Source organism: Streptomyces sp. NPDC051664 (genome assembly GCF_044453545.1).
Lineage (GTDB): Bacteria > Actinomycetota > Actinomycetes > Streptomycetales > Streptomycetaceae > Streptomyces.
Map to the genome: position 1 here is coordinate 140,224 of NZ_JBITCU010000004.1, position 25,600 is coordinate 165,823.

The 25,600-nt window shown below is 69.4% G+C and carries 24 protein-coding genes; 13 read left to right on the forward strand and 11 right to left on the reverse strand.

Features of this window, described 5'->3' with window-relative positions; genetic code table 11:
* Positions 1-18: 18 nt before the first annotated feature.
* From cobT to ACIA8E_RS09675, 3 genes are all read right to left on the reverse strand, one after another.
* Positions 19-1,149, reverse strand: a complete 1,131-nt coding sequence (cobT, locus tag ACIA8E_RS09665; protein WP_399296251.1) for a nicotinate-nucleotide--dimethylbenzimidazole phosphoribosyltransferase — start codon at positions 1,147-1,149, stop codon at positions 19-21.
* Positions 1,150-1,264: 115 nt separating this feature from the next.
* Positions 1,265-2,092: a class I SAM-dependent methyltransferase gene (locus ACIA8E_RS09670; RefSeq protein ID WP_399296253.1), complete on the reverse strand. Its 828-nt coding sequence runs from the start codon at positions 2,090-2,092 to the stop codon at positions 1,265-1,267.
* 38 nt (positions 2,093-2,130) lie between these two features.
* Entirely contained in the window at positions 2,131-3,333 is a 1,203-nt protein-coding gene (locus ACIA8E_RS09675; RefSeq protein ID WP_399296255.1) for a bifunctional adenosylcobinamide kinase/adenosylcobinamide-phosphate guanylyltransferase, read from the reverse strand.
* Between the two features lie 96 nt (positions 3,334-3,429).
* On the opposite strand from ACIA8E_RS09675, the gene ACIA8E_RS09680 reads away from it, so the two are divergent.
* A complete protein-coding gene (locus tag ACIA8E_RS09680) occupies positions 3,430-3,639 on the forward strand; it encodes a hypothetical protein (protein WP_030933634.1) in 210 nt (69 codons plus the stop codon).
* A 79-nt stretch (positions 3,640-3,718) separates the two neighbouring features.
* Here ACIA8E_RS09680 and ACIA8E_RS09685 read toward each other — a convergent pair whose 3' ends face one another.
* From ACIA8E_RS09685 to ACIA8E_RS09695, 3 genes are all read right to left on the reverse strand, one after another.
* Entirely contained in the window at positions 3,719-4,810 is a 1,092-nt protein-coding gene (locus ACIA8E_RS09685) for a S1C family serine protease (protein ID WP_399296258.1), read from the reverse strand.
* Between the two features lie 81 nt (positions 4,811-4,891).
* Complete coding sequence (locus tag ACIA8E_RS09690; RefSeq protein WP_399296806.1) at positions 4,892-5,626, reverse strand: class I SAM-dependent methyltransferase; 735 nt, start codon at positions 5,624-5,626, stop codon at positions 4,892-4,894.
* A 107-nt stretch (positions 5,627-5,733) separates the two neighbouring features.
* Positions 5,734-6,333 carry a DUF3043 domain-containing protein gene (locus tag ACIA8E_RS09695; protein WP_399296260.1) on the reverse strand — a complete coding sequence of 200 codons (600 nt, stop codon included), beginning with the start codon at positions 6,331-6,333 and terminating at the stop codon, positions 5,734-5,736.
* A gap of 296 nt (positions 6,334-6,629) precedes the next feature.
* Between ACIA8E_RS09695 and ACIA8E_RS09700 the strand changes: the two genes are divergently transcribed.
* The 5 genes from ACIA8E_RS09700 (at position 6,630) to ACIA8E_RS09720 (ending at position 13,172) form a co-directional block, all read left to right on the forward strand.
* Entirely contained in the window at positions 6,630-7,412 is a 783-nt protein-coding gene (locus ACIA8E_RS09700) for a PspA/IM30 family protein (protein ID WP_030933623.1), read from the forward strand.
* Positions 7,413-7,422: 10 nt separating this feature from the next.
* Positions 7,423-7,701, forward strand: a complete 279-nt coding sequence (locus tag ACIA8E_RS09705; protein WP_030970777.1) for a hypothetical protein — start codon at positions 7,423-7,425, stop codon at positions 7,699-7,701.
* Between the two features lie 189 nt (positions 7,702-7,890).
* Positions 7,891-9,159 carry a sensor histidine kinase gene (locus ACIA8E_RS09710; protein WP_399296263.1) on the forward strand — a complete coding sequence of 423 codons (1,269 nt, stop codon included), beginning with the start codon at positions 7,891-7,893 and terminating at the stop codon, positions 9,157-9,159.
* On the forward strand, positions 9,156-9,851 hold the full coding sequence (locus ACIA8E_RS09715) for a response regulator (RefSeq protein ID WP_399296265.1): 696 nt from the start codon (positions 9,156-9,158) through the stop codon (positions 9,849-9,851). Before ACIA8E_RS09710 ends, ACIA8E_RS09715 begins: the two co-directional genes overlap by 4 nt.
* A 165-nt stretch (positions 9,852-10,016) precedes the next feature.
* The gene (locus ACIA8E_RS09720) at positions 10,017-13,172 is read left to right on the forward strand and encodes an efflux RND transporter permease subunit (RefSeq protein WP_399296266.1); all 3,156 of its coding nucleotides are present in this window, start codon (positions 10,017-10,019) and stop codon (positions 13,170-13,172) included.
* 109 nt (positions 13,173-13,281) lie between these two features.
* On the opposite strand, the gene nadA is transcribed toward ACIA8E_RS09720, so the two are convergent.
* Positions 13,282-14,469 (reverse strand): quinolinate synthase NadA, encoded by a 1,188-nt coding sequence (gene nadA, locus ACIA8E_RS09725; RefSeq protein WP_313936925.1) that lies wholly within the window; start codon positions 14,467-14,469, stop codon positions 13,282-13,284.
* A 298-nt stretch (positions 14,470-14,767) separates the two neighbouring features.
* On the opposite strand from nadA, the gene ACIA8E_RS09730 reads away from it, so the two are divergent.
* Entirely contained in the window at positions 14,768-15,124 is a 357-nt protein-coding gene (locus ACIA8E_RS09730) for an iron-sulfur cluster assembly accessory protein (protein WP_030970782.1), read from the forward strand.
* A gap of 87 nt (positions 15,125-15,211) precedes the next feature.
* Here the strand turns inward: ACIA8E_RS09730 and ACIA8E_RS09735 are convergent, their stop codons facing one another.
* Positions 15,212-16,690, reverse strand: coding sequence for a hypothetical protein (locus ACIA8E_RS09735; RefSeq protein WP_399296269.1), 1,479 nt, complete (start codon positions 16,688-16,690; stop codon positions 15,212-15,214).
* A 153-nt stretch (positions 16,691-16,843) separates the two neighbouring features.
* On the reverse strand, positions 16,844-17,041 hold the full coding sequence (locus tag ACIA8E_RS09740; protein ID WP_399296271.1) for a hypothetical protein: 198 nt from the start codon (positions 17,039-17,041) through the stop codon (positions 16,844-16,846).
* A gap of 160 nt (positions 17,042-17,201) precedes the next feature.
* Between ACIA8E_RS09740 and ACIA8E_RS09745 the strand changes: the two genes are divergently transcribed.
* On the forward strand, positions 17,202-18,176 hold the full coding sequence (locus tag ACIA8E_RS09745) for a carbohydrate kinase family protein (RefSeq protein WP_399296273.1): 975 nt from the start codon (positions 17,202-17,204) through the stop codon (positions 18,174-18,176).
* On the opposite strand, the gene ACIA8E_RS09750 is transcribed toward ACIA8E_RS09745, so the two are convergent.
* A complete protein-coding gene (locus ACIA8E_RS09750) occupies positions 18,177-19,559 on the reverse strand; it encodes a cysteine desulfurase/sulfurtransferase TusA family protein (RefSeq protein WP_399296275.1) in 1,383 nt (460 codons plus the stop codon).
* Between the two features lie 269 nt (positions 19,560-19,828).
* Between ACIA8E_RS09750 and coxB the strand changes: the two genes are divergently transcribed.
* The 4 genes from coxB (at position 19,829) to ACIA8E_RS09770 (ending at position 24,279) form a co-directional block, all read left to right on the forward strand.
* Positions 19,829-20,791: a cytochrome c oxidase subunit II gene (coxB, locus tag ACIA8E_RS09755; RefSeq protein ID WP_399296277.1), complete on the forward strand. Its 963-nt coding sequence runs from the start codon at positions 19,829-19,831 to the stop codon at positions 20,789-20,791.
* Positions 20,788-22,524 carry a cytochrome c oxidase subunit I gene (gene ctaD, locus ACIA8E_RS09760; RefSeq protein ID WP_313936920.1) on the forward strand — a complete coding sequence of 579 codons (1,737 nt, stop codon included), beginning with the start codon at positions 20,788-20,790 and terminating at the stop codon, positions 22,522-22,524. The genes coxB and ctaD overlap by 4 nt, the downstream gene beginning before the upstream one ends.
* Complete coding sequence (locus ACIA8E_RS09765; RefSeq protein WP_399296279.1) at positions 22,521-22,919, forward strand: cytochrome c oxidase subunit 4; 399 nt, start codon at positions 22,521-22,523, stop codon at positions 22,917-22,919. The genes ctaD and ACIA8E_RS09765 overlap by 4 nt, the downstream gene beginning before the upstream one ends.
* Before the next feature lie 85 nt (positions 22,920-23,004).
* Positions 23,005-24,279 carry an Ig-like domain-containing protein gene (locus tag ACIA8E_RS09770; protein ID WP_399296281.1) on the forward strand — a complete coding sequence of 425 codons (1,275 nt, stop codon included), beginning with the start codon at positions 23,005-23,007 and terminating at the stop codon, positions 24,277-24,279.
* Between the two features lie 85 nt (positions 24,280-24,364).
* Here the strand turns inward: ACIA8E_RS09770 and ACIA8E_RS09775 are convergent, their stop codons facing one another.
* Positions 24,365-24,766 (reverse strand): response regulator transcription factor, encoded by a 402-nt coding sequence (locus ACIA8E_RS09775; protein WP_030933587.1) that lies wholly within the window; start codon positions 24,764-24,766, stop codon positions 24,365-24,367.
* A 187-nt stretch (positions 24,767-24,953) separates the two neighbouring features.
* Between ACIA8E_RS09775 and ACIA8E_RS09780 the strand changes: the two genes are divergently transcribed.
* Positions 24,954-25,574: a heme-copper oxidase subunit III gene (locus ACIA8E_RS09780; protein WP_030933584.1), complete on the forward strand. Its 621-nt coding sequence runs from the start codon at positions 24,954-24,956 to the stop codon at positions 25,572-25,574.
* Positions 25,575-25,600: the final 26 nt, after the last annotated feature.

A 25,600-nucleotide genomic window follows, 5' to 3' on the forward strand; every position in this document is an offset into this window, starting at 1 on the left:
GCAGCCCGGCAGGGTCTGTCAGTCGTCGGCCGTGTCGCCGTTCCCGCCGGTCGTCCCGGCCTCGGCGCCGTCCTTCTCGATGTCCTTCTCGACGTCCTCGCGGATGTCCGCCGGTGCGCGCTCGGGCAGCTCCGCCGCCAGCGCGGCCGCGGCCTGCACCAACGGAAGCGCCAGCAGGGCCCCGCTCCCCTCGCCCACGATGACGCCCTGGTCGAGCAGCGGGTTGAGCGCCATCCGGTCCAGCGCCTTCGTCTGCGCCGGCTCACCGCTCACCTGGCCCGCCAGCCACCAGTCCGGCGCCCGGAAAGCGGCCCGCTGGGCGACCAGTGCGCACGCCGAGGAGACCACGCCGTCCAGGATCACCGGCAGCCTGCGCACCGCGCACTGCAGCAGGAATCCGGTCATCGCCGCCAGGTCGGCGCCGCCGACCGTGGCCAGCAGCTCCAGCTGGTCACCGAGGACCGGCCGGGCCCTTCGCAACGCGTCCCGGATCGCCGCACACTTGCGCATCCAGGCGAGATCGTCGATGCCCGCACCGCCGCGCCCGGTGACCACCGAGGCGTCCGTGCCGCACAGCGCCGCGATCAGAGTGGACGCCGCAGTGGTGCCGCCGACGCTCAGATCGCCGAGCACCACCAGATCGGTGCCCGAGTCGGCCTCCTCGTCGGCGATCGCGATCCCGAGCCGCACCGCCCGCTCGGCCTCCTCGGCCGTCATCGCGTCCTCGATGTCGATCCGGCCGCTGCCGCGCCGCACCCGGTGACGTACGACCGACTCGGGCAGCAGTTCCGGATCGCAGTCCAGGCCGGCGTCGACGATCCGCACCGGTACGGAGAAGCGGCGGGCCAGCACGGCGAGCGGCGTCGCACCGTCCAGCGTGGCCCGCACCAGCTCGTGCGCGGACCCGGCCGCACGGCCCGAGACGCCCAGCTCGGCCACCCCGTGATCACCGGCGAAGAGCACCACGCGCGGCTGCTCGATCGGCTTGACCGGTACGGCCTGCTGTGCAGCCGAGAGCCATTCGCCCAGCTCGTCGAGGCGGCCGAGGGCACCCGGGGGCACGATCAGTCGCTCCCGGCGTTCCTCGGCGTCGCGCCGTACGCCGCCGTCGGGGCGTTCGATCAGGTCGGAGAAGTCGTCCAGATTCACGGGGGTCTGCCTCGCGGGTCGTTACGTGGTGTGGGCCGGTGAGCCCGCCGCCGGGCTCATTGCGGAACAGTACCTGCCACATTTCTGACGCCCCATCAGGGCGGCGGGCGGTGGATCAGGCCCCGAACCGCAGCAGCGTCATCGCGGGGGTCAGCGTCCGCAGACCCGGGGTCAGGTGCTGGAGCCGGATCAGCTCGCCCATCGCACCCCGTCCGCGTGGCAGCCCCAGGGCGTGCACCTCGGTGATGTTCGGATGCGCACTGCGCAGCTTCTTCCGCTCGTGAGGGTTCATCGCCCAGCGCATCGGCGGGATGGTCATGGAGCCGACCTTCGACGTACCGGCCACCGTCCCTCGCGCCAGCCAGCGCGCCATCGAGTCCAGGACGAGTACGCCGCCCGGCAGCCGTTCGGCGCAGCCCGCCAGGATCTTCCGCACCTCCGCGGGTTCCAGATACATCAGCAGCCCCTGTGTCGTGACGGCCACACCCCGGCCGGCCGGGTCCTCGATCTCGTCCAGCCAGGAGAGGTCGGTCGCCGAACGGGACAGCGTCCGAAGCCGGTCCGACGCGGGCAGCAGCGTACGGCGCAGCGCGGCGACCTCCGGCAGCTCCACACTCAGCCAGTTGAGGCGGCCGTTGTCGACCCGCCAGAAGCCGGTCTCCAGACCGTCGCCGAGCCCGACCACGGTGGCCTGCGGATGGGCGCGCAGATAGCCCTCCACTGCCAGGTCGAAGCAGCGCGAACGCAGCCCCTGCGCCTGCGAGTGGAACGCGTTCGGCCGCCCGAACCGCTCCTCGAAGGGGTAGTCGAGGTCCGCCACCAGCTGCAGCGCCATCGGATCGTCGATGACGGGATAAGGCTGCCCCGCCTCGTGCGCCCGGTTGTAGAGCGTCCACAACAGGGTTTCCGGAACCCCGTTCAGCATCGGCCGTACACGTGCCATGTCCGCTCCTTTCCCGCTCTGCCGTTCCGTCCGTCCGCTCAGCCGCGCAGTGTCACTGCCTGCCCGGCCACCACCAGCAGTACGTACTCGCACTCGTCGGCGAACGCCGCGTTCAGCCGCCCCAGTTCGTCCCGGAACCGCCGCCCGGAGGCCGTCGCGGGCACCACGCCGGAGCCGACCTCATTGGTCACGGCGACGACGGTACGCCGCGTCCCGCGTACCGCGCCGACCAGTTCGGCGATCCGCTCCCGCAGTGCGGTCTCGCCGCCGTTCGCCCACGTCGCGTCGGACCAGGCGTCCACCCGGTCCATCGCGTCCGTCAGCCACAGCGACAGGCAGTCGATCAGCAGCGGCGGCCCGTCCGACTCCAGCAGCTCCGCCAGTTCACAGGTCTCCTCGGTGCGCCAGGCGGCAGGCCTGCGCTCCCGGTGCAGACCGATCCGGGCAGCCCACTCCGCGTCGCCGTCCCGGCCGCCGCCGGTCGCCACGTACACCACCTCGGGGAACGTCTCCAGACGCCGCTCGGCCTCCACCGACTTCCCGGACCGCGCACCGCCCGTCACCAGCGTGCGCCGCGGGACATCCGGTACGGCTTGGTAGTCGCCGACCACCAGCGTCGTCCCGTCCGGCACGGTCCGCGCCCCGGACGCCGCGAGCCGCCGGTCCAGCTCGGGGCCGGGCGGTGCGTCGTGGTCGATATGGACGGCGATGACCTCGGTGGCCGGCCCGATCGCCTCGACAGCCCGCAGCCGGGCCACCGCGTCCGGCCGCCCGGTCACATCGCCGACGACCATCTCGTACGGCTGCGCCACCCGGTCCGTGAGACCGGCGGGGGCGGCCCCCGGAGGCATGTACAGCAGCCGCTCGCCCTCCGGGGCCGTCACCTCGTACCCGGTCCCCGGCGCGTCCATCGGCACCGCCCGGATCCGGTGCCCGCTGATCAGTGTCAGCTCCTGCCCGTCCGGCACCCGGGCGGCCGGGGGCAGCCCGGCGGGCAGCTCCATGGCGGGCCCGTCGTGCGGATGGGTGAGCAGGACCTGCCGTACGCCGGTCAGCGAATGCCCGGCACGGGCGGCCGCGAACACGGCCCCCGGAGTGAGATCGAGCAGCAGCGCATCGTCGACCAGCAACGCGGTCGCCGCCCGCGCCCGCGGCCCGCGGGCGGTGGCGCAGGCGGCGCACGGACATTCGGGGCGAGGCAGCCCGTCGGGGGCTCCGGTGCCGAGCAGAGTCAGTTCCACGTTCCTGATCCTCCCGCGTCCCCGCACCGACTGCGCGACCAACCCTGCGCGTCCAGCCACTAGGCTGCGGGCAGCAACGTGACCCAGGAGGCGGACATGGCGTGGACGTGGCGGTTCGAGAAGTCCGACGGTACGGAGACGGAGCCGGCCCTGCAGCCGGAGGAATTCACGACCCAGGGCGACGCGGAGTCCTGGATCGGCGAGTTCTGGAAGGAACTCCTCGACGGCGGCGCGGACCAGGTGACGCTGTTCGAGGACGCGACGAAGATCTACGGCCCCATGAGTCTCCAGGCCGACCAGGGCTGACCCGTTCCCCCGGCATGCACGGGCCCCGGGTGCCGTTCGTCGGCACCCGGGGCCCGCGCGAGTGCGGTCCCGCAGACGGTCAGATCTCGCCCAGCGTGACGTCCGCGGTCCTCTGCGCGGTGCTGCGCAGGTATGTCACCGTGACCTTCTGACCCGGCCTGCCGGCGGCCAGTGCCTCCGACAGCGAGGTGATCGTCGTGACCGGCGCGTCGCCGATCTTCGTGATGATGTCGCCGACCCGCAGCCCCGCCTTGTCGGCGGCGCCGCCCTTCGTGACGCTGACCAGCGCCACCCCGGCCGGCTGGTAGTTGTCGTCGACGACCGTGCGGCCGGTGATGTTCAGTGCCGCCCGGCCCGAGTCGGTGACCTTGCCGTTCTTGATGATCTGGTCGGCCACCGTCCTGACCATCGAGGCGGGGATCGCGAACCCGATGCCCGGCGCGGCGCTGTCACCCATTGCCGGGTCCACCGCTCCCAGGGTCGGGATGCCGATCACCTCGCTGTCCAGATTGACCAGCGCGCCGCCGCTGTTGCCCGGGTTGATCGCCGCCGAGGTCTGCACCATGTTCGCGATGGTCGCCCCGGTGCCCCCGCCCGCGCGGCTCTCGGTCACGGTGCGGCCGACCGCCGACACAATGCCCTGGGTGACGCTGCTGGACAGCCCGAGCGGCGAACCCATCGCCAGCACGATCTGACCGACCTCGACCTTCTCCGAGTCACCGAACGTCGCCGGCCGCAGCCCGCTCGGTATGTCGTCGAGCTTGATGACGGCCAGGTCCTGTTCCGGATACGCGGCGACCAGCGAGGCGCTCAGCACCTTCTCGCCGGTGGCGACGGTGACCTTGAAGGTCTTCTCCTCGCCCACCACATGGGCATTGGTGACGATATGGCCCTTGTCGTCGTAGACGATGCCTGAGCCGAGACTGTTGGAGGCGTCGATCTGCACGACCGACGGCAGGACGTTCTTGATGACGTTCTGGAAATCGGTCTGCAACTCGTCGGCGGACGGGGTGGTCGAAGCCTGCTGCTTCGCGCCCGACGGCGTGGCACCGGCCTGCGACGCGTTCGATATCGATCCGGAGCAGCCGCTCACCAGGGCTATGGCGCAGAGGCCTGCCGTCAGCGGCAGCAGCAGCCGGCGGACACGGGTACGCGAGTGGGAAGCATCCATGTCCGGATTATTACTTTTAACCCCATTAGCAGCCTGTTGGGCGCAGCCGATCGAGCGGGACGCCCGGTATTACGGGGCGGCTCAGCCCCGCACGCCGCACAGATGGAGCAGTGCCGCCACCCTGCGGTACGGGTCCGTCCGCCCGGCCCGGTCCTCCGCGGCCAGCACCCGGTCCAGTTCCGCCGCAGCCGGCAGTTCCACGTCATTGCTCATGTGGTCCGTGAAGATCCGCACCCCGTACCAGGCATGCAGCGGCGCCGCGATCCCGGCGAGTGTGGCGGTGAGGTCGTCCAGCCGGTCGGCGCGGACCGTCAGTCCCAGCCGATTGGTGTACGCGTCCGTGTCGAACGCTGCCAGCGCGGTGTCCCAGTCCCCGGCGGTGCCGGGCCGCATCGCCAGCGCGTCCCCGTTCCGTACGAGCAGGGACAGCAATCCGCCGGGCGCCAGCATCCGGGCCAGGCCCGCCAGCATCGCGTCCGGCTCCTGGACGTACATCAGCACGCCGTGGCAGAGCACCACATCGAAACTGCCCGGCAGGAAGTGCACCCCGGTCTCCAGGCCGTCGCCCTCGATCAGCCGGACCCGCTCCCGGATGCCCGCGGGCTCGTCGGCGAGTGCCTCGCGGGCCACCCGCAGCATCTCGGTGTCGGACTCCAGTCCGGTCACCGTGTGACCGGCCCGGGCCAGCCGCAGTGCCTGGGTGCCCTGTCCCATGCCCACATCGAGGACCCGCAGCCGCTGCCCGACCGGGAAGCGCGCGGCGATCTGCTCGTCGAGCTGCCGGGCGACCAGCTCCTGGCGGACGGTGTTGCGCAGCCCGCTGAGCCCTTTGAGCCAGGTGGAGGAGGCCCCGGCGAACGGGGCGGTGCCGCGGCGAGGCGGACCGACGGACGGACCGGCGACTGAGCCGGAGACCTCCGTACTCAGGGCCGCTCTCCGCGCTTGACCTGCGGCTTCGGCAGACGGAGCCGGCGCATCTGAAGCGTACGCATCAGTCCGTAGGCGACCGCGCCGCGCTTCGGCGTATCGGGGAAGCGCGCGTCCAGCTGCTTCTTCAGCCGGAACGCGAGACCGATCGAGTCGATGACGATCAGCACGATCACGCCGAGCCAGAGCAGCAGCGAGATGTTCTGGATGTTCTGCACCTGGATCACGCTGAGAATCAGAATGATCACTGCGAGCGGCAGGAAGAACTCCGCGATGCAGAAGCGCGAGTCCACGAAGTCGCGGACGAAGCGTCGCACCGGGCCCTTGTCACGGGCCGGCAGATAGCGCTCGTCGCCACTCGCGAGCGCCTCCCGCTGCTTGGCCATGTCCACGCGGCGCGCTTCGCGCTGGCGCTTCATGGCCTCCTTGCGGTCGAGCGGCGCACCACTGGAGGCACGACGGCGCTGCGACTGGGCATCGCTGCGCTTGGGGGTGGGGCGACCCTTGGGTGACTGCGGGTCGCGGGGCTGCGTGGAGAGGTCCGCCGTCACCTTGGAGGTGGGCGCCTTCTCTTCCTTCGAACGGCTACGGAACACAAAGCCCAAGGGTACGGGGTCGGCGGCGGCGACCCCAGCCCGGTCGGGAACGATCCGGCAACGGCCTGCGTCCTCACATGTGTCCCGAGAGGGGCAGAACGGACGTTGCCGCCGGTTTCCCTGACGGCCACCTACTCCCTGGGCCGGAGCTGTGACCGGGCGCAGTCGTCCTTGGGGAGGACCACATCCTTGCTCGAACAGTGCGGTAATAGAGACAGGGCCCGTACTGTGGGTTCTGTTGGAGTGCTGGAGCCCAGTCCGTCAGAAGGGGGCGCGCGAAGCCCATGAGCGGTGTCATGAAGCGTATGGGGATGATCTTCCGCGCGAAGGCAAACAAGGCCCTTGACCGGGCCGAGGATCCGCGCGAGACCCTCGATTACTCGTACCAGAAGCAGCTGGAGCTGCTTCAGAAGGTGCGCCGCGGTGTCGCCGATGTGGCGACCTCGCGTAAGCGCCTGGAGCTGCAGCTGAACCAGCTGCAGGGCCAGACGTCCAAGCTGGAGGACCAGGGCCGCAAGGCGCTCGCGCTCGGTCGTGAGGACCTGGCCCGCGAGGCGCTGTCCCGGCGGGCGGCCCTCCAGCAGCAGGTCACCGACCTGGAGACGCAGCACTCGACGCTGCAGGGTGAGGAGGAGAAGCTCACTCTCGCGGCCCAGCGGCTGCAGGCCAAGGTCGACGCCTTCCGTACCAAGAAGGAGACCATCAAGGCCACCTACACCGCCGCCCAGGCGCAGACCCGGATCGGCGAGGCTTTCTCCGGGATCTCCGAGGAGATGGGCGACGTCGGCCTGGCGATCCAGCGGGCCGAGGACAAGACCCAGCAGCTGCAGGCGCGCGCCGGTGCGATCGACGAGCTGCTCGCCTCCGGCGCACTCGACGACCCGACCGGGACGGCGAAGGACGACATCGCCGCCGAGCTCGACCGGATCTCCGGTGGTACGGATGTGGAACTGGAGCTGCAGCGCATGAAGGCCGAACTGGCCGGCGGCTCCGCTCCGCAGCAGGCGATCGAGGGCGGCTCGCAGGACGCCGCCCAGCAGCAGTCGTCGCAGTCCCCGCACAAGTTCGACAAGCAGTGAGGCAGACGTCATGATCGTTCGGATCATGGGGGAGGGCCAGCTGACCCTGGCCGACAGTCATCTCGCCGAGCTGAACAAGCTCGACAACGAACTGCTCGCCGAGATGGAGAGCGGTGACGGCCCAGGCTTCCGCACCACTCTGCACGCGCTCCTCGCCAGGGTGCGCGAGCTCGGCACACCCTTGCCGGACGACTCCCTGGAGCCGTCCGAACTGATCCTGCCGTCGCCCGACGCCACCCTCGAAGAGGTACGCGACATGCTCAGCGACGACGGGCTGATCCCCGGCTGACGTCAGCCGCTCCAGCACCCGCACGCAAGCGCTCTGCCCCGTGTCCGGTCCGCCGGCCCCGGGGCAGTGCGCTGTCCGGACCGGTACGTCGTGCCGCCGGACCGATTCGTCCGGATCGGTGCGTTTCTGCGTAAGGGCCCGGGGCGACCGGACCGGATCCGTGCGCGACACGCCGTACCGTTGCTTGACGTGACCACCCTCGGAACCGGGTTCCTGCGCGTTCGGCGCTGGCTGCGCGACCATCCCCTCGCTTTCGACGGCGCGCTTGCCGTGGCCGTGCTCGCCTCGATGATCGCCGGGTCGTTCACCGACCCGAACGCCCCGAACGGGCCCAGCTTCGGCACCCGCACGCCCGAGGTGGCCAGCGTGGTCCTGATGGTGCTGGGCGCTGCCGTACTCGTGCTGCGGCGGCGCAACCCCATGGCGGTGCTCGCCGCCACCGGTGTGCTGGCGATCGTCGAGTTCGTGCTGGTGGATCCGCCCGCCCCGGTGGTGATGAGCGCGGTCATCGCGCTGTACACGGTCGCCGCCACCACCGACCGGCCCACCACCTGGCGGGTCGGCCTGCTGACCATGAGCGTTCTGGCGGCGTCCGCGATGCTCTTCGGTGCTTCCCCCTGGTACAGCCAGGAGAACCTCGGGGTCTTCGCCTGGACCGGCATGGCCGGTGCGGCCGGGGACGCCGTCCGCTCCCGGCGGGCGTTCGTCGACGCGATCAGGGAACGGGCCGAACGTGCCGAGCGCACCCGTGAGGAGGAGGCCCGCCGCCGGGTCGCCGAGGAACGGCTGCGGATCGCCCGCGATCTGCACGACGTGGTCGCCCACCACATCGCTCTGGTCAATGTGCAGGCCGGGGTCGCCGCCCACGTCATGGACAGGCGCCCCGACCAGGCCAAGGAGGCGCTCGCCCACGTCCGGGAGGCCAGCCGCTCCGCACTGGGCGAACTCCGCGCCACCGTCGGCCTGCTGCGCCAGTCCGGCGACCCGGAGGCGCCGACCGAGCCGGCCCCCGGCCTCGCGGTCCTCGGGGAACTGGTGGACAAGGTCCGGCGAGCCGGACTCCCGGTCGAGGTGGCGTGCGCCGACCGGCTGACCCCGCTGCCCGCAGCCGTCGATCTTGCCGCGTACCGGGTGATCCAGGAGGCGCTGACCAACGTGCAGAAGCACGCGGGCCCCGGGGCGAAGGCCGAGGTGAGTGTCATACGGGTCGGGGGGACGGCCGAAGTGACGGTCCTGGACAACGGCACGGGCCGGGCCGAGGACGCGGGCACTGCCGCCGACGGCGGCGGCCACGGACTGCTCGGCATGCGCGAACGCGTCACCGCCCTCGGCGGCACCCTTACCGCAGGGCCTCGCTACGGCGGCGGATTCAGGGTCCATGCGATCCTGCCGGTCAAGGCCCGCACAGGACAGCCGGAGTCGCCGGGCACGGCGGGCCGGACGGGGGAACGCCCATGACACCGCCCATCAGGGTCCTGCTCGTCGACGACCAGGCGCTGCTGCGCAGCGCGTTCCGGGTGCTGGTCGACTCCGAGCCCGACATGCAGGTGGTCGGCGAGGCGGCGGACGGCGCCGAAGCCGTGGCGCTGGCGCGTTCGACGCGCGCCGACGTGGTGCTGATGGACATCCGGATGCCCGGTACGGACGGGCTCGCCGCGACCCGGATGATCAGCGCCGACCCGGAGCTGGCAGGCGTGCGGATCGTCATGCTCACCACCTTCGAGGTCGACGAGTACGTGGTGCAGTCGCTGCGGGCCGGCGCGTCCGGCTTCCTCGGCAAGGGGGCGGAACCGGATGAGCTGCTCAATGCCATCCGTATCGCCGCGGGTGGCGAGGCGCTGCTCTCCCCGGCCGCGACCAAAGGACTGATCGTCACCTTCCTTGCGCAGGGCGGCAGTTCGGACGGCTCGGGGCCGAGCGCCGCCGAATACTCCGAGCGGCTCGGCGCGCTCACCGGTCGCGAACGTGAGGTGCTGGTCCTCGTCGCGGGCGGGCTCTCCAACGACGAGATCGCCGAACGTCTGGTCGTGAGCCCGCTCACCGTCAAGACCCATGTGAACCGGGCGATGGCGAAGCTGGGTGCCCGCGACCGGGCTCAATTGGTGGTAATTGCGTACGAATCAGGCCTGGTGCGCCCTCGGGTGGAGTAGCAGGTGGAGCAGGGGCGTACTCCACCTGCGGTATGCGCCGCATGAGAATGCGACCCTGGGGCCGACGCTTTCCCCCCGGCGGATGAGCGATCGTATAGCTGGGCCGGGTCTGTCCCCGAGTCACCCGCCCACCTGCCGCGTAAGCCACAGAAGAGAGACCCACCCATGTCCTGGCTGTCCAGATTCAGCCTCGCGCAAAGGGCCCTGATCGGGCTGATCTCGATCGTCGCGCTCGTCTTCGGAGCGATCGCGATCCCGCAGCTCAAGCAGCAGTTGCTGCCCACCATCGAGCTCCCGATGGTGTCGGTGCTCGCCCCCTACCAGGGTGCGTCTCCCGATGTGGTCGAGAAGCAGGTCGTCGAACCGCTCGAGAACACCATCAAGTCCGTCGACGGAGTCACGGGCGTCACCTCGACCGCCAGCGAGGGCAACGCCGTCATCATGGCGTCCTTCGACTTCGGCGACGAGGGCACGAAGCAGCTGGTCGCCGACATCCAGCAGGCGGTCAACCGCGCCCGCGTCCAGCTGCCCGACGACGTGGACCCGCAGGTCATCGCCGGTTCGACGGACGACATCCCGACCGTCGTCCTCGCCGTCACGTCCGACAAGGACCAGCAGGCGCTCGCCGACCAGCTGGACCGCACCGTCGTCCCCGCCCTGGAGGACATCGACGGTGTCGGCCAGGTCACCGTCAACGGTGTCCAGGATCTCCAGGTCTCCGTCACCCCCGACGACAAGAAGCTCGCGGCCGCCGGACTGAACGCCGGATCCCTCGCCCAGGCCCTGCAGGCGGGCGGCGCAACGGTCCCGGCCGGTTCCTTCTCCGAGCAGGGCAAGAGCCGCACCGTCCAGGTCGGCGGAGCCTTCAGCTCGCTGCAGCAGATCGAGGACCTGCGGGTCACCGGTCAGAACCCGGCCGCCGACAAGCCCGGCAAGCCGGTCCGCGTCGGTGACATCGCCACGGTGAAGCAGGAGCCGGCCACCGCGGTCTCCATCACCCGGACGAACGGCAAGCCGAGCCTCGCCGTGATGGCGACGATGGACAAGGACGGCAGCGCCGTCGCCATCTCGGACGCCGTCAAGGACAAGCTCCCGGACCTTCGCAAGGACCTCGGCGCAGGCGCCGAACTGACCGTCGTCTCCGACCAGGGCCCCGCCGTCTCCAAGGCGATCTCCGGTCTGACCACCGAGGGCGCGCTCGGCCTGCTCTTCGCGGTCATCGTGATCCTGGTCTTCCTCGCTTCGCTCCGCTCGACGCTCGTCACCGCGGTCTCCATCCCGCTCTCCGTGGTCCTCGCACTGATCGTGCTCTGGACCCGCGACCTGTCGCTCAACATGCTCACGCTCGGCGCGCTGACCATCGCGATCGGCCGCGTCGTCGACGACTCGATCGTCGTCCTGGAGAACATCAAGCGTCACCTCGGCTACGGCGAGGAGCGCCAGTCCGCGATCATCGCCGCGGTGAAGGAAGTGGCCGGCGCGGTCACCTCCTCGACCCTCACCACGGTCGCCGTCTTCCTGCCGATCGGTCTGGTCGGCGGCGTGGTCGGCGAGCTGTTCGGGTCGTTCTCCCTGACCGTCACCGCAGCCCTGCTCGCCTCCCTGCTGGTCTCGCTGACCGTGGTCCCCGTCCTGTCGTTCTGGTTCCTGCGCGCGCCCAAGGGCAGCACGGAGAACCCGGACGAGGCCCGTCGCAAGGCCGAGGAGAAGGAGGCCCGCAGCCGGCTCCAGCGGCTGTACGTCCCGGTGCTGCGCTTCGCGACCCGGCGCCGTATCACCAGCATCGTCATCGCCGTCGCCGTGCTCTTCGGCACCTTCGGCATGGCCCCGCTGCTGAAGACCAACTTCTTCGACCAGGGCGAGCAGGAAGTCCTCTCCATCAAGCAGGAGCTGGTCCCCGGCACCAGCCTGGCGGCTGCCGACGAGGCGGCCAAGAAGGTCGAGACGCTCCTCGACGGCGACAAGGGCGTCAAGGACTACCAGGTCACCGTCGGCTCCTCCGGCTTCATGGCGGCCTTCGGCGGCGGTACGGGATCCAACCAGGCCTCGTACCAGGTCACTCTGAAGGACTCGGCCGACTTCGACGCCACCCAGAAGCGCATCGACGAGGGTCTCGGCAAGCTCGACGGCATCGGTGACACCACCATCGCCGCGGGCGACGGCTTCGGCAGCCAGGACCTGAGCGTCGTGGTGAAGTCCGCCGACGCGGACACCCTGAAGAAGGCCTCCGAAGAGGTGCGGGCCGAGGTGGCCGAGCTCAAGGACGTCACCGACGTCCAGAGCGACCTGGCGCAGAGCATCCCGCGCATCTCGGTCAAGGCCAACGCCAAGGCCGCGGCCGCCGGCTTCAACCAGACCACGCTCGGTGCGGCTGTCGCCGGAGCGGTGCGCGGCACCCCGTCCGGCAAGGCGATCATGGACGACACCGAGCGCGACGTCGTCGTCAAGTCCGCTCACCCGGCCACCACGATGGACGAGCTGAAGAACCTCCCGCTCGGCCGGGTCAAGCTCGGTCAGATCGCCGAGGTGAAGCTGGTCCCCGGTCCGGTCTCGATGACGAGGATCGACGGCCAGCGCGCCGCCACGATCACCGCCCGGCCCACCGGTGACAACACCGGCGCGGTGAGCACCTCGCTCCAGTCGAAGATCAACGCCCTGGACCTGCCGGACGGTGCCACCGCCACCATCGGCGGTGTCTCCGAGGACCAGAACGACGCCTTCATGAACCTCGGTCTGGCCATGCTGGCCGCGATCGCGATCGTCTTCATGCTGCTCGTCGCGACGTTCCGCTCGCTCGTCCAGCCGCTGATCCTGCTGGTCTCCATCCCGTTCGCGGCGACCGGTGCCATCGGCCTCCTGGTCGTCACGGGCACCCCGATGGGCGTTCCGGCAATGATCGGCATGCTGATGCTGATCGGCATCGTGGTGACCAACGCGATCGTGCTGATCGACCTGATCAACCAGTACCGGTCGCAGGGTATGGGCATCGTCGAAGCGGTCGTCGAGGGCGGCCGCCACCGTCTCCGCCCGATCCTGATGACCGCACTCGCGACGATCTTCGCCCTGCTCCCGATGGCGCTCGGCGTCACCGGCGAGGGCGGCTTCATCTCGCAGCCCCTCGCGGTCGTGGTGATCGGCGGTCTGGTCACGTCGACGCTGCTGACGCTGCTTCTCGTACCGACGCTGTACGCGATGGTGGAGCTCCGCAAGGAGCGCCGCGCGAAGAAGAAGGCGATCAAGCGGGCGAAGAAGGCGGGCCTGTCCGCCCCGGCCCAGCCGGAGGAGACCACCTCCGAGGAGCCGGAGCCCGCGAAGGCATAACGCAGGACACGCAAAGGCCCCGGCACCGTTTCGACGGTGCCGGGGCCTTTGCGTGTCTCGGGTACAGCGGGGGTGGGGAGAGGACAACGCCCGCCCGCAGGCGCAACGGCTACGGCAGCGCCAGCATCCGCTCCAGCGCCAGCTTCGCGTACTTCTCCGTCTCCGGGTCGACCTCGATCCGGTTGACCAGATTGCCCTCGGCCAGCGACTCCAGCGTCCACACCAGGTGCGGCAGATCGATCCGGTTCATCGTCGAGCAGAAGCAGACCGTCTTGTCGAGGAAGACGATCTCCTTGTCCTCCGCCGCGAACCGGTTGGCCAGGCGCCGCACCAGGTTCAGCTCGGTGCCGATCGCCCACTTCGAGCCGGCCGGCGCCGCCTCCAGGGCCTTGATGATGTACTCCGTCGAGCCGACGTAGTCCGCAGCCGCCACGACCTCGTGCTTGCACTCGGGGTGCACCAGCACATTGACACCCGGGATGCGCTCGCGCACATCGTTGACGGACTCCACCGAGAAGCGCCCGTGCACCGAGCAGTGCCCGCGCCACAGGATCATCTTCGCGTTCCGCAGCTCCTCGGCGGTGAGGCCGCCGTTCGGCTTGTGCGGGTTGTAGAGGACGCAGTCCTCCAGGGTCATCCCCATGTCCCGGACCGCGGTGTTCCGGCCCAGGTGCTGGTCGGGAAGGAAGAGCACCTTCTCGCCCTGCTCGAAGGCCCACTCCAGGGCCCGCTTCGCATTGGACGAGGTGCAGATCGTGCCGCCGTGCCGGCCGGTGAAGGCCTTGATGTCGGCGGAGGAGTTCATGTAGGAGACGGGGACGACCTGCTCGGCGACCCCGGCCTCGGTGAGCACGTCCCAGCACTCGGCGACCTGCTCGGCAGTGGCCATGTCGGCCATCGAGCAGCCCGCGGCCAGGTCCGGCAGCACGACCTTCTGGTCGTCGGTGGTCAGGATGTCCGCGGACTCGGCCATGAAGTGCACGCCGCAGAAGACGATGTACTCGGCCTCGGGCCGGGCGGCCGCGTCGCGGGCGAGCTTGAACGAGTCGCCGGTGACGTCCGCGAACTGGATGACCTCGTCGCGCTGGTAGTGGTGGCCGAGGACGAAGACCTTGTCCCCGAGCTTCTCCTTGGCCGCGCGGGCGCGCTCCACCAGGTCCGGGTCGGACGGGGAGGGCAGATCGCCAGGGCACTCGACGCCGCGCTCGCTCCTGGGGTCGGCATCTCGGCCGAGGAGCAGCAGGGCGAGGGGTGTCGGCTGGACATCCAGTGGTTGGGCGGTGGTCACGTCACGCACCCTTTCTGTTCTGCGGTCAGTGCGGCGAAGCCGCTCCAGTGGAGCCGGGGCTTGCGCCGGGAAGCCTTTTCGTCTATTTGACGCTATCTATCATATCCGCTTCATGTCACTTTGACGACACCGATCGCGTCGATGTGACGCATTCCGTCCCGGGTCCGCGATGCCCGCCGCTGGCGGACTCTTCCCGGACCGGTGTGCGAGCATGAAAGGAACAGGCAAGCGCTCGGCCCGGAATGAATCCGCGGTCCCGACGGTTGCAACGTCGGCAAGCAGTCCGTACAACCCGGGAGAGAAGCAGATGTCCGTATCGGACGAGACCACCACCGTGAGCGACGGCATCCTCCTGTCCGACGCCGCCGCAGCCAAGGTCAAGGGCCTGCTGGAGCAGGAGGGCCGTGACGACTTGGCGCTGCGCGTCGCCGTCCAGCCCGGCGGTTGCTCGGGCCTGCGCTACCAGCTCTTCTTCGACGAGCGTTCGCTCGACGGCGATGTCGTGAAGGACTTCGACGGCGTCAAGGTCGTCACCGACCGGATGAGCGCTCCGTACCTGGGCGGCGCCTCCGTCGACTTCGTCGACACCATCGAGAAGCAGGGCTTCACGATCGACAACCCGAACGCCACGGGCTCCTGCGCCTGCGGCGACTCCTTCAGCTGAGGCGCGAAGGCGACAGCGGGCAGCGGTACCCGCAGAAGGCGATGGCCCCCGGAATCCCGGGGGCCATCGCCTTCTCTCGTACACCCCTCAACCGCGCGGCACCACGCCGCCCGTCGTGTCGAGCACCTTCCGGTCACCCAGCGGCGCGTCCAGCGTCACCGTTCGCATCAGCTTCTTGGCGATCATGATGCAGACCTTCTTCGGGTCGGGGTTCGACTCGGTGATCGTCACCCGTACCGCGTCCGCGCTCTCGGTCGCGCTCGCCGCGTACGTACTGCACACCCCGCCCCAGAACGCCACCTCGAGCGTCCGCCCGTCGGCGCTGTACGAGATGAGCGGTCGCTGGGACCGTGCATCGTCCCCCGGGCCGGGGTCCGGAGTCCTCCGGGGCGTCGGGGTCTTCGAGGGCTTCGCCAGCGAGTCCGGGTCCACCGCGACCTGCGTGACCGTCTTGCCCGTTCCGCCCGCAGCCGGGTGCACCGAGAAGAGCCATGACGGTACGAGCGTCTGCTCGCCCTCCACGTACCGCATCGCGAGGCCGAACACCGCCTTGTCGACCGTCACGGTCGTCGTCCCGCGCTCCGCCCCGGTCCGCGTCCCGCAACTGTTCCCCGGCGACTTCAGGGTGCCGTCCTCCAGCGGCACGGGGGTGGCGCACCCTCCGATGCCGCTGCGCGAAGCGTCCGCCCGGCCCGCCCTGTTCAACTGGTTCAGCGCGTCGCCCGCGCTGATCACCGGATACTCGGCGCCCTTCTCCAGGCCTTTCAACTGCCCGCTGCCACCGGTCACTTCACCGTCGGGGCCCACCTGGATCCCGGTCGCCCAGCCGTAGGTGGGCAGCCCGTCGACCACCGGATTCGCGTTCACCACCCGTACCGGGCCCATCAGCTGGCGGGCGTCGAGAGCCGCGTCGTCCTGACCGACCGCCTTCAGCACGGGCGCCGCGGCGGCCTTGGCCGCCTTCTCACTCACCGGCGACCCCGTGCCGCCCGGCGCCATGTCCTTGCTGGAACACACGGTGGTGCTCTCGCAGTTGTCCGTCCCGCCGGATCCGTACCTGGCGAATGTCCAGGTGCCCGGCGCCTGCTTGTTCACCCGCAGCAGCGGACCTGAGCCGTCCCCGTCGGAACCCACCTTCCAGGCCGTGCCTTCGGCCTGCGGCGTACCCGCCACGCCCAGTGCCTTCGCCAGCCGTGCCACCTGCGCCGCCGATACCGTGCCCTTCGCGCGGTGGACAGCGGCCGTATCCGGCCCGTCGGGCAGCTTGCCGGCCGCGCGGTAGAGCACGCCGCCGCCACCCGGATCGGGCTCGCCGACAGCAATGCCCTCGGGGGGCGCCGTCGGGCCGTCCGAGTCCGAGCCGCCCGGCGTCTCGTCGAGCGCGAGCAAGGGAGCGGCGTCGTCACTGCCGCCCGACCGGCTGCCCCCGTCGTCCGCCGCGGTGGCGGCCCAGTACGCACCGCCGCCCCCGGCCAGCAGCACCGCTGCCGCCACCGAGGCCACGGCCAGCCGGGACCGCCGCCGCCGGGGGCGGATCACGTCGTTGTCGGGTCGCTCGGTGCTCACCGGATCGCTCCTTCGACTGCGTTGCCGTCACCGTGACCGTCGCACGGTCATCGCCTGTCCCGCGAGTCGGGGACAACGGTGGGACGGAGCACGGGAGCACTCGGTTCCCCGATGCGGCATCCGGGGGGTGTCCGGTGCGAGCGGCCGCCGCCCTCAGTCGCCGTACTCGGCCATCGAGTCGATCAGCCGTGCGGACGCGGCCGGCACGGTCACGCCGTGAATCAGGGCCGGCGTCACAGGGGTGGGAGCGACCGCGGCGGGTACCACCCAGTGCGGAGCCATCCGTGCGCAGTCACCACGCAGCTCGGCCAGGCTGATCTCGGACTCGCGCGGGGCGATGTTCTTCGACATGTCCGCACCGTAGGCACCGCGAGCCTCAGGATAAAAGCCCTACTATCGGGTAGTTTTTCCCCCTTCAAGGCGAGTGCGGCGAACGGGTAGCGTGGACTGTCACGCCGTCCCGGGAGCGCAGTCACCCGTTCCCCTCGACCTCCGCAGGAGCAGTCTCCCCGTGCGCATCGCAGTCACCGGCTCCATCGCCACCGATCACCTCATGACCTTCCCAGGCCGTTTCGCCGACCAGCTGGTCGCCGACCAGCTGCACACGGTCTCGCTGTCCTTCCTGGTCGACAACCTCGATGTACGCCGGGGCGGTGTGGCTGCCAACATCTGCTTCGGCATGGGCCTCCTCGGCACCGGCCCGATCCTGGTCGGTGCCGCGGGCTCCGACTTCGACGCGTACCGCGCCTGGCTCGACCGGCACGGTGTCGACACCGGATCGGTCCGGATCTCCGAAGTCCTGCACACCGCCCGTTTCGTCTGCACGACGGACGCCGACCACAACCAGATCGGCTCCTTCTACACGGGCGCGATGAGCGAGGCCCGGCTGATCGAGCTGAAGGCCGTCGCCGACCGCGTGGGCGGGCTCGACCTCGTCTCGATCGGCGCCGACGACCCCGAGGCGATGCTCCGCCACACCGAGGAGTGCCGCTCGCGCGGCATCGCGTTCGCCGCCGACTTCTCGCAGCAGATCGCCCGGATGGACGGCGAAGAGATCCGGATCCTCCTCGACGGCGCCACCTACCTCTTCTCCAACGAGTACGAGAAGGGGCTCATCGAGTCCAAGACCGGCTGGACGGACGAGGAGATCCTCGCCAAGGTCGGCCACCGCGTGACCACGCTCGGCGCCCGCGGCGTCCGGATCGAGCGGGCCGGTCAGGAGACCATCGAGGTCGGCTGCCCGGAGGAGGAGACGAAGGCCGACCCGACCGGCGTCGGCGACGCGTTCCGTGCTGGATTCCTCTCCGGCCTTGCCTGGGGCGTCGGCCTGGAGCGGGCCGCCCAGGTCGGCTGCATGCTCGCCACGCTGGTCATCGAGACGGTCGGCACGCAGGAGTACACCCTGCGCCGCACCCACTTCATGGACCGCTTCACCAAGGCGTACGGCCACGACGCCGCCACCGAGGTCCGCGCGCACCTCGCGTAGTCAGGACAGCCGGCGGACCACATAGGCCGAGCCGCGGTCCGCCGGCTGCTCACCCACGTACTCCTGCTCACGCATCACGCACCACGCCGGGATGTCCAGCCGCGCGGCCTCGTCGTCGGAGAGCACGGTCACCGTCCCGCCCACCGGTACCTCTCCGATCACCTTTGCGAGTTCGATCACCGGGATCGGGCACCTCTTGCCCAGGGAGTCGACGACCAGGGACGTGGCGGCGACGGGGGAGGGGGCCACCGAAACGGGCGCGCCCAGCCTCTCCCGTACTTCTGACACCACCCCCGGCAGCACCCGGAGGAAGCGGTCGACGACCTCCGCCGTGGTGCCGGCCGGCAGGGACACCCGGACGTTCCCCTCCGACAGCACCCCCATCGCCCTCAGTACATGGCTCGGCGTCAGCGTGCTGCTGGTGCAGGACGAACCGGACGATACGGAGAACTCCGCCCGGTCCAGTTCATGGAGCAGGGTCTCCCCGTCGACATAGAGACAGGAGAAGGTCACCAGATGCGGCAGCCGCCGCACCGGATCGCCGACCACCTCCACGTCGGGCACCAGCTCCGGCACCCGCGCCCGGATCAGGTCCACCAGTGCCCGCAGCCGTACGGACTCCGCCGCCGCCTCCGCACGGACCGCGCGCAGCGACGCCGCCGCCGCCACGACCGCGGGAATGTTCTCGAACCCGGCGGCCCGCCCCGACTCCCGCTCGTCCGCCGGGCCTTGAGGAGCGAACCGGACCCCCTTGCGCACGGCGAGCAGCCCCACCCCCGAAGGCCCTCCCCACTTGTGGGCGCTCGCCGCCAGCAGCGACCAGCCCGCCGGCACCGGACCCCAGCCCAGCGACTGCGCGGCGTCCACCAGCAGGGGTACGTCCGACGCCCGGCAGAGCTCCGCGACCTCGGCCACCGGCTGCTCCGTACCGACCTCGTGATTGGCGGACTGCAGGCAGGCCAGCGCGGTGTCCTCGCGCAGGGCCTCCCCGTACGCGGCCGCACTCACCGCCCCCGCCCGGTCCACCGGCACCTCGGCGAACGTCCCGCCCTGTGCCTCATGGGTGGCAGCCGCATGGAGCACCGACGAGTGCTCGACCGCCGAGACCACCAAGTGGCGGCCGACACGCCGACGCCCGGCGAGTGCTCCGGAGATCGCGGAGTGCACCGCCCGGGTCCCCGAAGAGGTGAAGGTGAGCTCGTCGGGGCGGCATCCCACGGCCTCCGCGGCGGCCTCCCGGGCCACGTCCAGCAGCAGCCGCGCCCGCCGCCCCTCCCGGTACAGCCGGGCAGGGTCGGCCCAGCCCTCGTCCAGGGCGGCAAGCAGCGCCTGGTGGGCGACCGGGTGCAGGGGGGCGGAGGACGCGGCGTCGAAGTAGGGCACATGTCCACGCTAGCCCGCGACCGCCACCATGTCGGGACGGGCCCCGTCGCACAGCCAGGAGAGGGCCCGTCAGATGGCGGCCGGAGGCCCGGATTCCACCCCTTCGGGGAGTCGGGCGGCGCGTTGGGCACCCTCCCCGCGCGACCCCAGATAGCGTCCAGTAGGGTTTGGTCCGCATAAACATCCAAACCCCTGCCCGCGTCAGGGCGGCGACCGACAACGAGACGGCCGCGCCGAACGCGCGGGCGAGACTCTCGGGAAGGCGCTACGTGAGTCCCAACGGCTCCGACCGCTCGTCGCGGCGCCCGATGCGGCGGAAGCTGCCGCAGGTGCTGACTGCGGGCCTGATCCTGGCGACCGCCACCGGTTGCACATACAAGGACTTTCCCCGCCTTGGTATGCCCACGCCGGTAACGGAAGAGGCACCACGGATCCTTTCCCTCTGGCAGGGCTCGTGGGCGGCAGCGCTCGCCACGGGTGTGCTGGTCTGGGGCCTGATCCTGTGGAGCGTCATCTTCCACCGGCGCAGCCGCACCAAGGTGGAGGTTCCTCCGCAGACCCGGTACAACATGCCCATCGAGGCGCTGTACACCGTGGTCCCTCTCATCATCGTCTCGGTGCTGTTCTACTTCACCGCGCGCGATGAATCGAAGCTCCTCTCGCTCTCGGCGAAGCCCGCCCACACCGTCAACGTGGTCGGCTACCAGTGGAGCTGGGGCTTCAACTACATCGAGAACGTGGACGGCTCGACCGCCACGGGCAACGAGATCCCCAAGGAGCTCGACGCCATCCCCGACCGGTTCCGTAAGCAGTTCCCGCCGGGTGCGGACGGCGTCTACGACGTCGGCGTCCCGGGCACCCGGAACCCGCAGAACGGCAACCCGGGCCCGACCCTGTGGCTGCCGAAGGGCGAGAAGGTCCGCTTCATCCTGACTTCGCGTGACGTCATCCACTCCTTCTGGGTGGTGCCGTTCCTCATGAAGCAGGACGTCATTCCGGGCCACACCAACTCCTTCGAGGTGACTCCCAACCAGGAGGGCACCTTCATGGGCAAGTGCGCCGAGCTCTGCGGCGTCGACCACTCCCGGATGCTCTTCAACGTCAAGGTCGTCTCCCCGGAGCGCTACCAGGCGCACCTCAAGGAGCTGGCCAAGAAGGGCCAGACGGGCTACGTGCCGGCCGGTATCGAGCAGACGAACCCGGCCAGGAATGCGGAGACGAACAAACTGTGAGCATTCTCAACGAATCTCAGGGTGCCGCGGCAGCAGACGACTCGTACGAGGACGAGCTGCCGGTCCGGCGCAAGCAGCCGGGAAACGTCGTCGTCAAGTGGATGACCACCACTGACCACAAGACGATCGGCACGATGTACCTGGTCACGTCGTTCGCGTTCTTCTGCATCGGCGGTCTGCTGGCGCTCTTCATGCGCGCCGAGCTGGCCCGTCCCGGCACGCAGATCATGTCGAACGAGCAGTTCAACCAGGCGTTCACGATGCACGGCACGATCATGCTGCTGATGTTCGCGACGCCGCTGTTCGCCGGGTTCGCGAACTGGATCATGCCGCTGCAGATCGGTGCGCCCGACGTGGCGTTCCCGCGGCTGAACATGTTCGCGTACTGGCTGTACCTCTTCGGCTCGATCATCGCGGTGGCCGGCTTCCTCACCCCGCAAGGTGCGGCCGACTTCGGCTGGTTCGCCTACTCCCCGCTCTCGGACGCGGTCCGTTCGCCGGGTATCGGCGCCGACATGTGGATCATGGGTCTGGCCTTCTCCGGCTTCGGCACGATCCTCGGTTCGGTCAACTTCATCACCACGATCATCTGCATGCGCGCACCGGGTATGACGATGTTCCGCATGCCGATCTTCGTGTGGAACGTCCTGCTGACCGGTGTGCTGGTCCTGCTGGCCTTCCCGGTGCTCGCCGCCGCGCTCTTCGCGCTGGAGGCGGACCGCAAGTTCGGAGCGCATGTATTCGATGCGGCCAACGGTGGCGCACTGCTCTGGCAACACCTCTTCTGGTTCTTCGGCCATCCAGAGGTGTACATCATCGCGTTGCCATTCTTCGGAATCATTTCCGAAGTGATCCCGGTGTTCAGCCGTAAGCCGATGTTCGGCTACATCGGCCTGATCAGCGCGACGATCGCGATCGCGGGCCTGTCCGTGACCGTGTGGGCGCACCACATGTACGTCACCGGCGGTGTGCTGCTGCCGTTCTTCTCGTTCATGACGTTCCTCATCGCGGTACCGACCGGTGTGAAGTTCTTCAACTGGATCGGCACGATGTGGAAGGGATCGCTGTCCTTCGAGACACCGATGCTGTGGGCCGTCGGCTTCCTGATCACCTTCACCTTCGGTGGTCTGACCGGCGTCATCCTGGCCTCGCCCCCGATGGACTTCCACGTCTCGGACTCGTACTTCGTCGTCGCGCACTTCCACTACGTCATCTTCGGCACCGTGGTCTTCGCGATGTTCTCCGGATTCCACTTCTGGTGGCCGAAGTTCACCGGCAAGATGCTGGACGAGCGGCTCGGCAAGATGACGTTCTGGACGCTGTTCGTGGGCTTCCACGGCACGTTCCTGGTGCAGCACTGGCTCGGTGCCGAGGGCATGCCGCGTCGTTACGCGGACTACCTCGCCGCCGACGGCTTCACCGCGCTGAACACGATCTCGACGATCTCCTCGTTCCTGCTCGGCCTGTCGATGCTGCCGTTCTTCTACAACGTGTGGAAGACCGCCAAGTACGGCAAGAAGGTCGAGGTCGACGACCCGTGGGGGTACGGCCGTTCGCTGGAGTGGGCGACCTCCTGCCCGCCGCCGCGGCACAACTTCCTCACCCTGCCGCGGATCCGTTCCGAATCCCCGGCGTTCGACCTGCACCACCCGGAGATCTCGGCGCTCGAGCAGCTGGAGCATCACTCCGAGGCTGACAAGGCCCTCGCGGGTGGCAAGGAGGCCGGCAAGTGAAGATCCAGGGCAAGATGTTCCTCTGGCTGAGCGTCTTCATCCTCGCCATGGCAGTCACCTATGGCGTGTGGTCGAAGGAGCCGGCCGGTACCACCGCGCTCGTCCTGGCCTTCGGCCTGAGCGTCATGATCGGCTTCTACCTGGCCTTCACGGCGCAGCGGGTCGACGCCATGGCTCAGGACAACAAGGAAGCCGATGTCGCGGACGAGGCCGGCGAAGTGGGGTTCTTCTCCCCGCACAGCTGGCAGCCGCTCTCGCTGGCCATCGGTGGCGCCCTCGCCTTCATGGGAGTCATCTTCGGATGGTGGCTGCTCTACTTCTCGGCCCCGGTCATCCTGATCGGCCTGTTCGGCTGGGTCTTCGAGTACTACCGCGGTGAGAACCGCACCCAGTGACACCGCTCCACCTGACGGGGGGCCCACACTTCTCATGTGAGAAGGGCGGGTCCCCCGTTTGCAGTCACCCGGCGCGCTGAAACTGATGAATCTTCTTAGCGTGGTGACCATGAACACGCCGCGCATTCGCCCCGTAGTGAGCTGCACGCTGCTGGTCATGACCCTGGTTGCAGGGGCGACCGCGTGCGGCGGCCCACATGGTCATCCGCTCGCCGAACAGCCGTACGACGCGGCGGACGAGATCACCTCCAACGCCCCGGAGGGCGACAAGAAGGCCGATCCCGACAAGCCCCTCGAAGTCACCGCCAGCGGTGACGACGGCCGGATCACGGACGTGGCCGCCGTGGACACCGCCGGGCGCCATCTCGCGGGCGAACTCTCGGCCGACGGGCTGCGCTGGCACTCCACCGTCCCGCTCGCGGCCGGCACCCGCTACACCGTCAGGGTCAGCGTCGAGGACGACGACGGCGCCCCGGGCAGCCGTACGCTCTCCTTCGAGACGGCCCCGGCGAAGAAGCTCCTGCATGTCACCTTCGGCCCGCACGCGGGCACCTACGGCGTCGGACAGCCCATTACGGCGGAACTCAGCGCTCCGGTCAAGGACAAGGCCGCCAGGGCCGCCGTGGAGCGTGCGCTGAAGGTCCGCTCCACGCCCGCCGTGACGGGCTCCTGGTACTGGGTCGACGACAAGACCCTGCATTACCGCCCGCAGGAGTACTGGCCGGCCCGGGCCGCGATCGAGGTCAGCAGCAACATGGCCGGCATCAGGGTCACCAAGGGGCTGTACGGAGCCCCCACGAAGGCGTTGAAGATCACTACCGGCGACCGTATCGAGGCCATCACCGACGCCGCCGCGCACTCCATGACGGTCAAGCGCAACGGAGAAGTGATCAACACCATTCCGGTGACCACCGGAAGGCCCGGCTTCGACACCCGCAACGGTGTCAAGGTCGTGCTGAGCAAGGAGTACTCCGTACGCATGCGCGGGGAGACCATCGGTATCTCGGAGAATTCCAGCGACGGGTACGACCTGATGGTCTACTACGCGACCCGCGTCACCTGGAGCGGTGAGTACGTGCACGCCGCCCCCTGGTCCACCGGCTCACAGGGGTACGCGAACGTCAGCCACGGCTGTACGGGCATGAGCAACGCCCAGGCCCAGTGGTTCTTCAACACCGTGCGCGAGGGCGACCTCGTCTCGGTCGTCGGCAGCCAGGGCGCCACGATGACGCCGTTCGACAACGGCTACGGCGACTGGAACCTGTCCTGGGCCAAATGGCAGCAGGGCAGCGCCCTGCAGAACAACGCCACCCCGGACGGGTCGACGGTGGAGGCGGCGCGCCTGCGCCCCGAGGTCTGACCGGCCAGGGGAGTGCGCCGCCCCTCGAAGCGACATGAAGCAGTCCGGCCCGCGGCGGAACCGCGGGCCCGGGCCGCAGCAGGACTCAGGACTGTACGCAGAGCCTGCTGCGCAGCAGAGCGGCCAGGGCGTCCGCGAACTCGACCGGCTCGACCGGAAGGGTCACCGCAGCGTCCGCGCGGCTCCACGTGGCCAGCCAGGCGTCCTGCGGACGCCCGATCAGCAGCAGCACCGGCGGGCAGTGGAAGATCTCGTCCTTGATCTGCCGGCATACGCCCATGCCGCCCGCCGGGGCCGTCTCGCCGTCCAGCACGCACACGTCGATGCCGCCGTTGTCCAGCGCGGTCAGGACGGCGGGCAGCGTGGCGCACTCCACGAACTCCACCGGTGGCACGTCTGCCGCAGGCCTGCGACCGGCGGCCAGCCTCACCTGCTCACGGGTGTTGGCATCGTCGCTGTAGACCAGGACCGTGGCGGTCGGCTGCATTGTTCCTCCGTGACATCTGTGTCTTCGGGGCTCTCGGGGCATGAACCGATGCGCGGATCGTACTCCGACCGACAGCCTGTCAGCACCGTTAATGACACCGATTCGATGGGCCGTTCGGGCAGGACACACCCTGCTGACACACCGAACGGCACCCCCCGGAGTGAGGGCGGGATAAGCGACCGACATAATGTCGGTCGTGGCGACAGCAACGACAGTAGAAACCGGGCACGCGCACCCGTCGGTCAATCGACCGAACCTCACCAGCGTCGGAACCATCATCTGGTTGAGTTCCGAGCTGATGTTCTTCGCGGCCCTCTTCGCGATGTACTTCACCCTCCGATCGGTGATGGGACCCGACCACTGGAAGGAAATGGCTTCCGCCCTGAACTTCCCGTTCTCGGCGACGAACACCACGATCCTGGTGCTCTCCTCCCTCACCTGCCAGCTCGGCGTCTTCGCCGCGGAGCGGGGCGATGTGAAGAAGCTCCGTGCCTGGTTCGTGATCACGTTCGTGATGGGTGCGATCTTCATCGGAGGCCAGGTCTTCGAGTACACCGAGCTGGTGAAGAAGGACGGCCTCTCGCTGTCCTCCGACCCGTACGGCTCGGTGTTCTACCTGACCACCGGCTTCCACGGTCTGCATGTGACAGGCGGTCTCATCGCCTTCCTGCTCGTACTGGGCAGGACATACGCGGCCAAGAGGTTCACCCATGAACAGGCGACCGCTGCCATCGTCGTGTCCTATTACTGGCACTTCGTCGATGTCGTGTGGATCGGCCTCTTCGCCACGATCTACATGATCAAGTAACCGGGCTCGAACCCGAACCACATCCA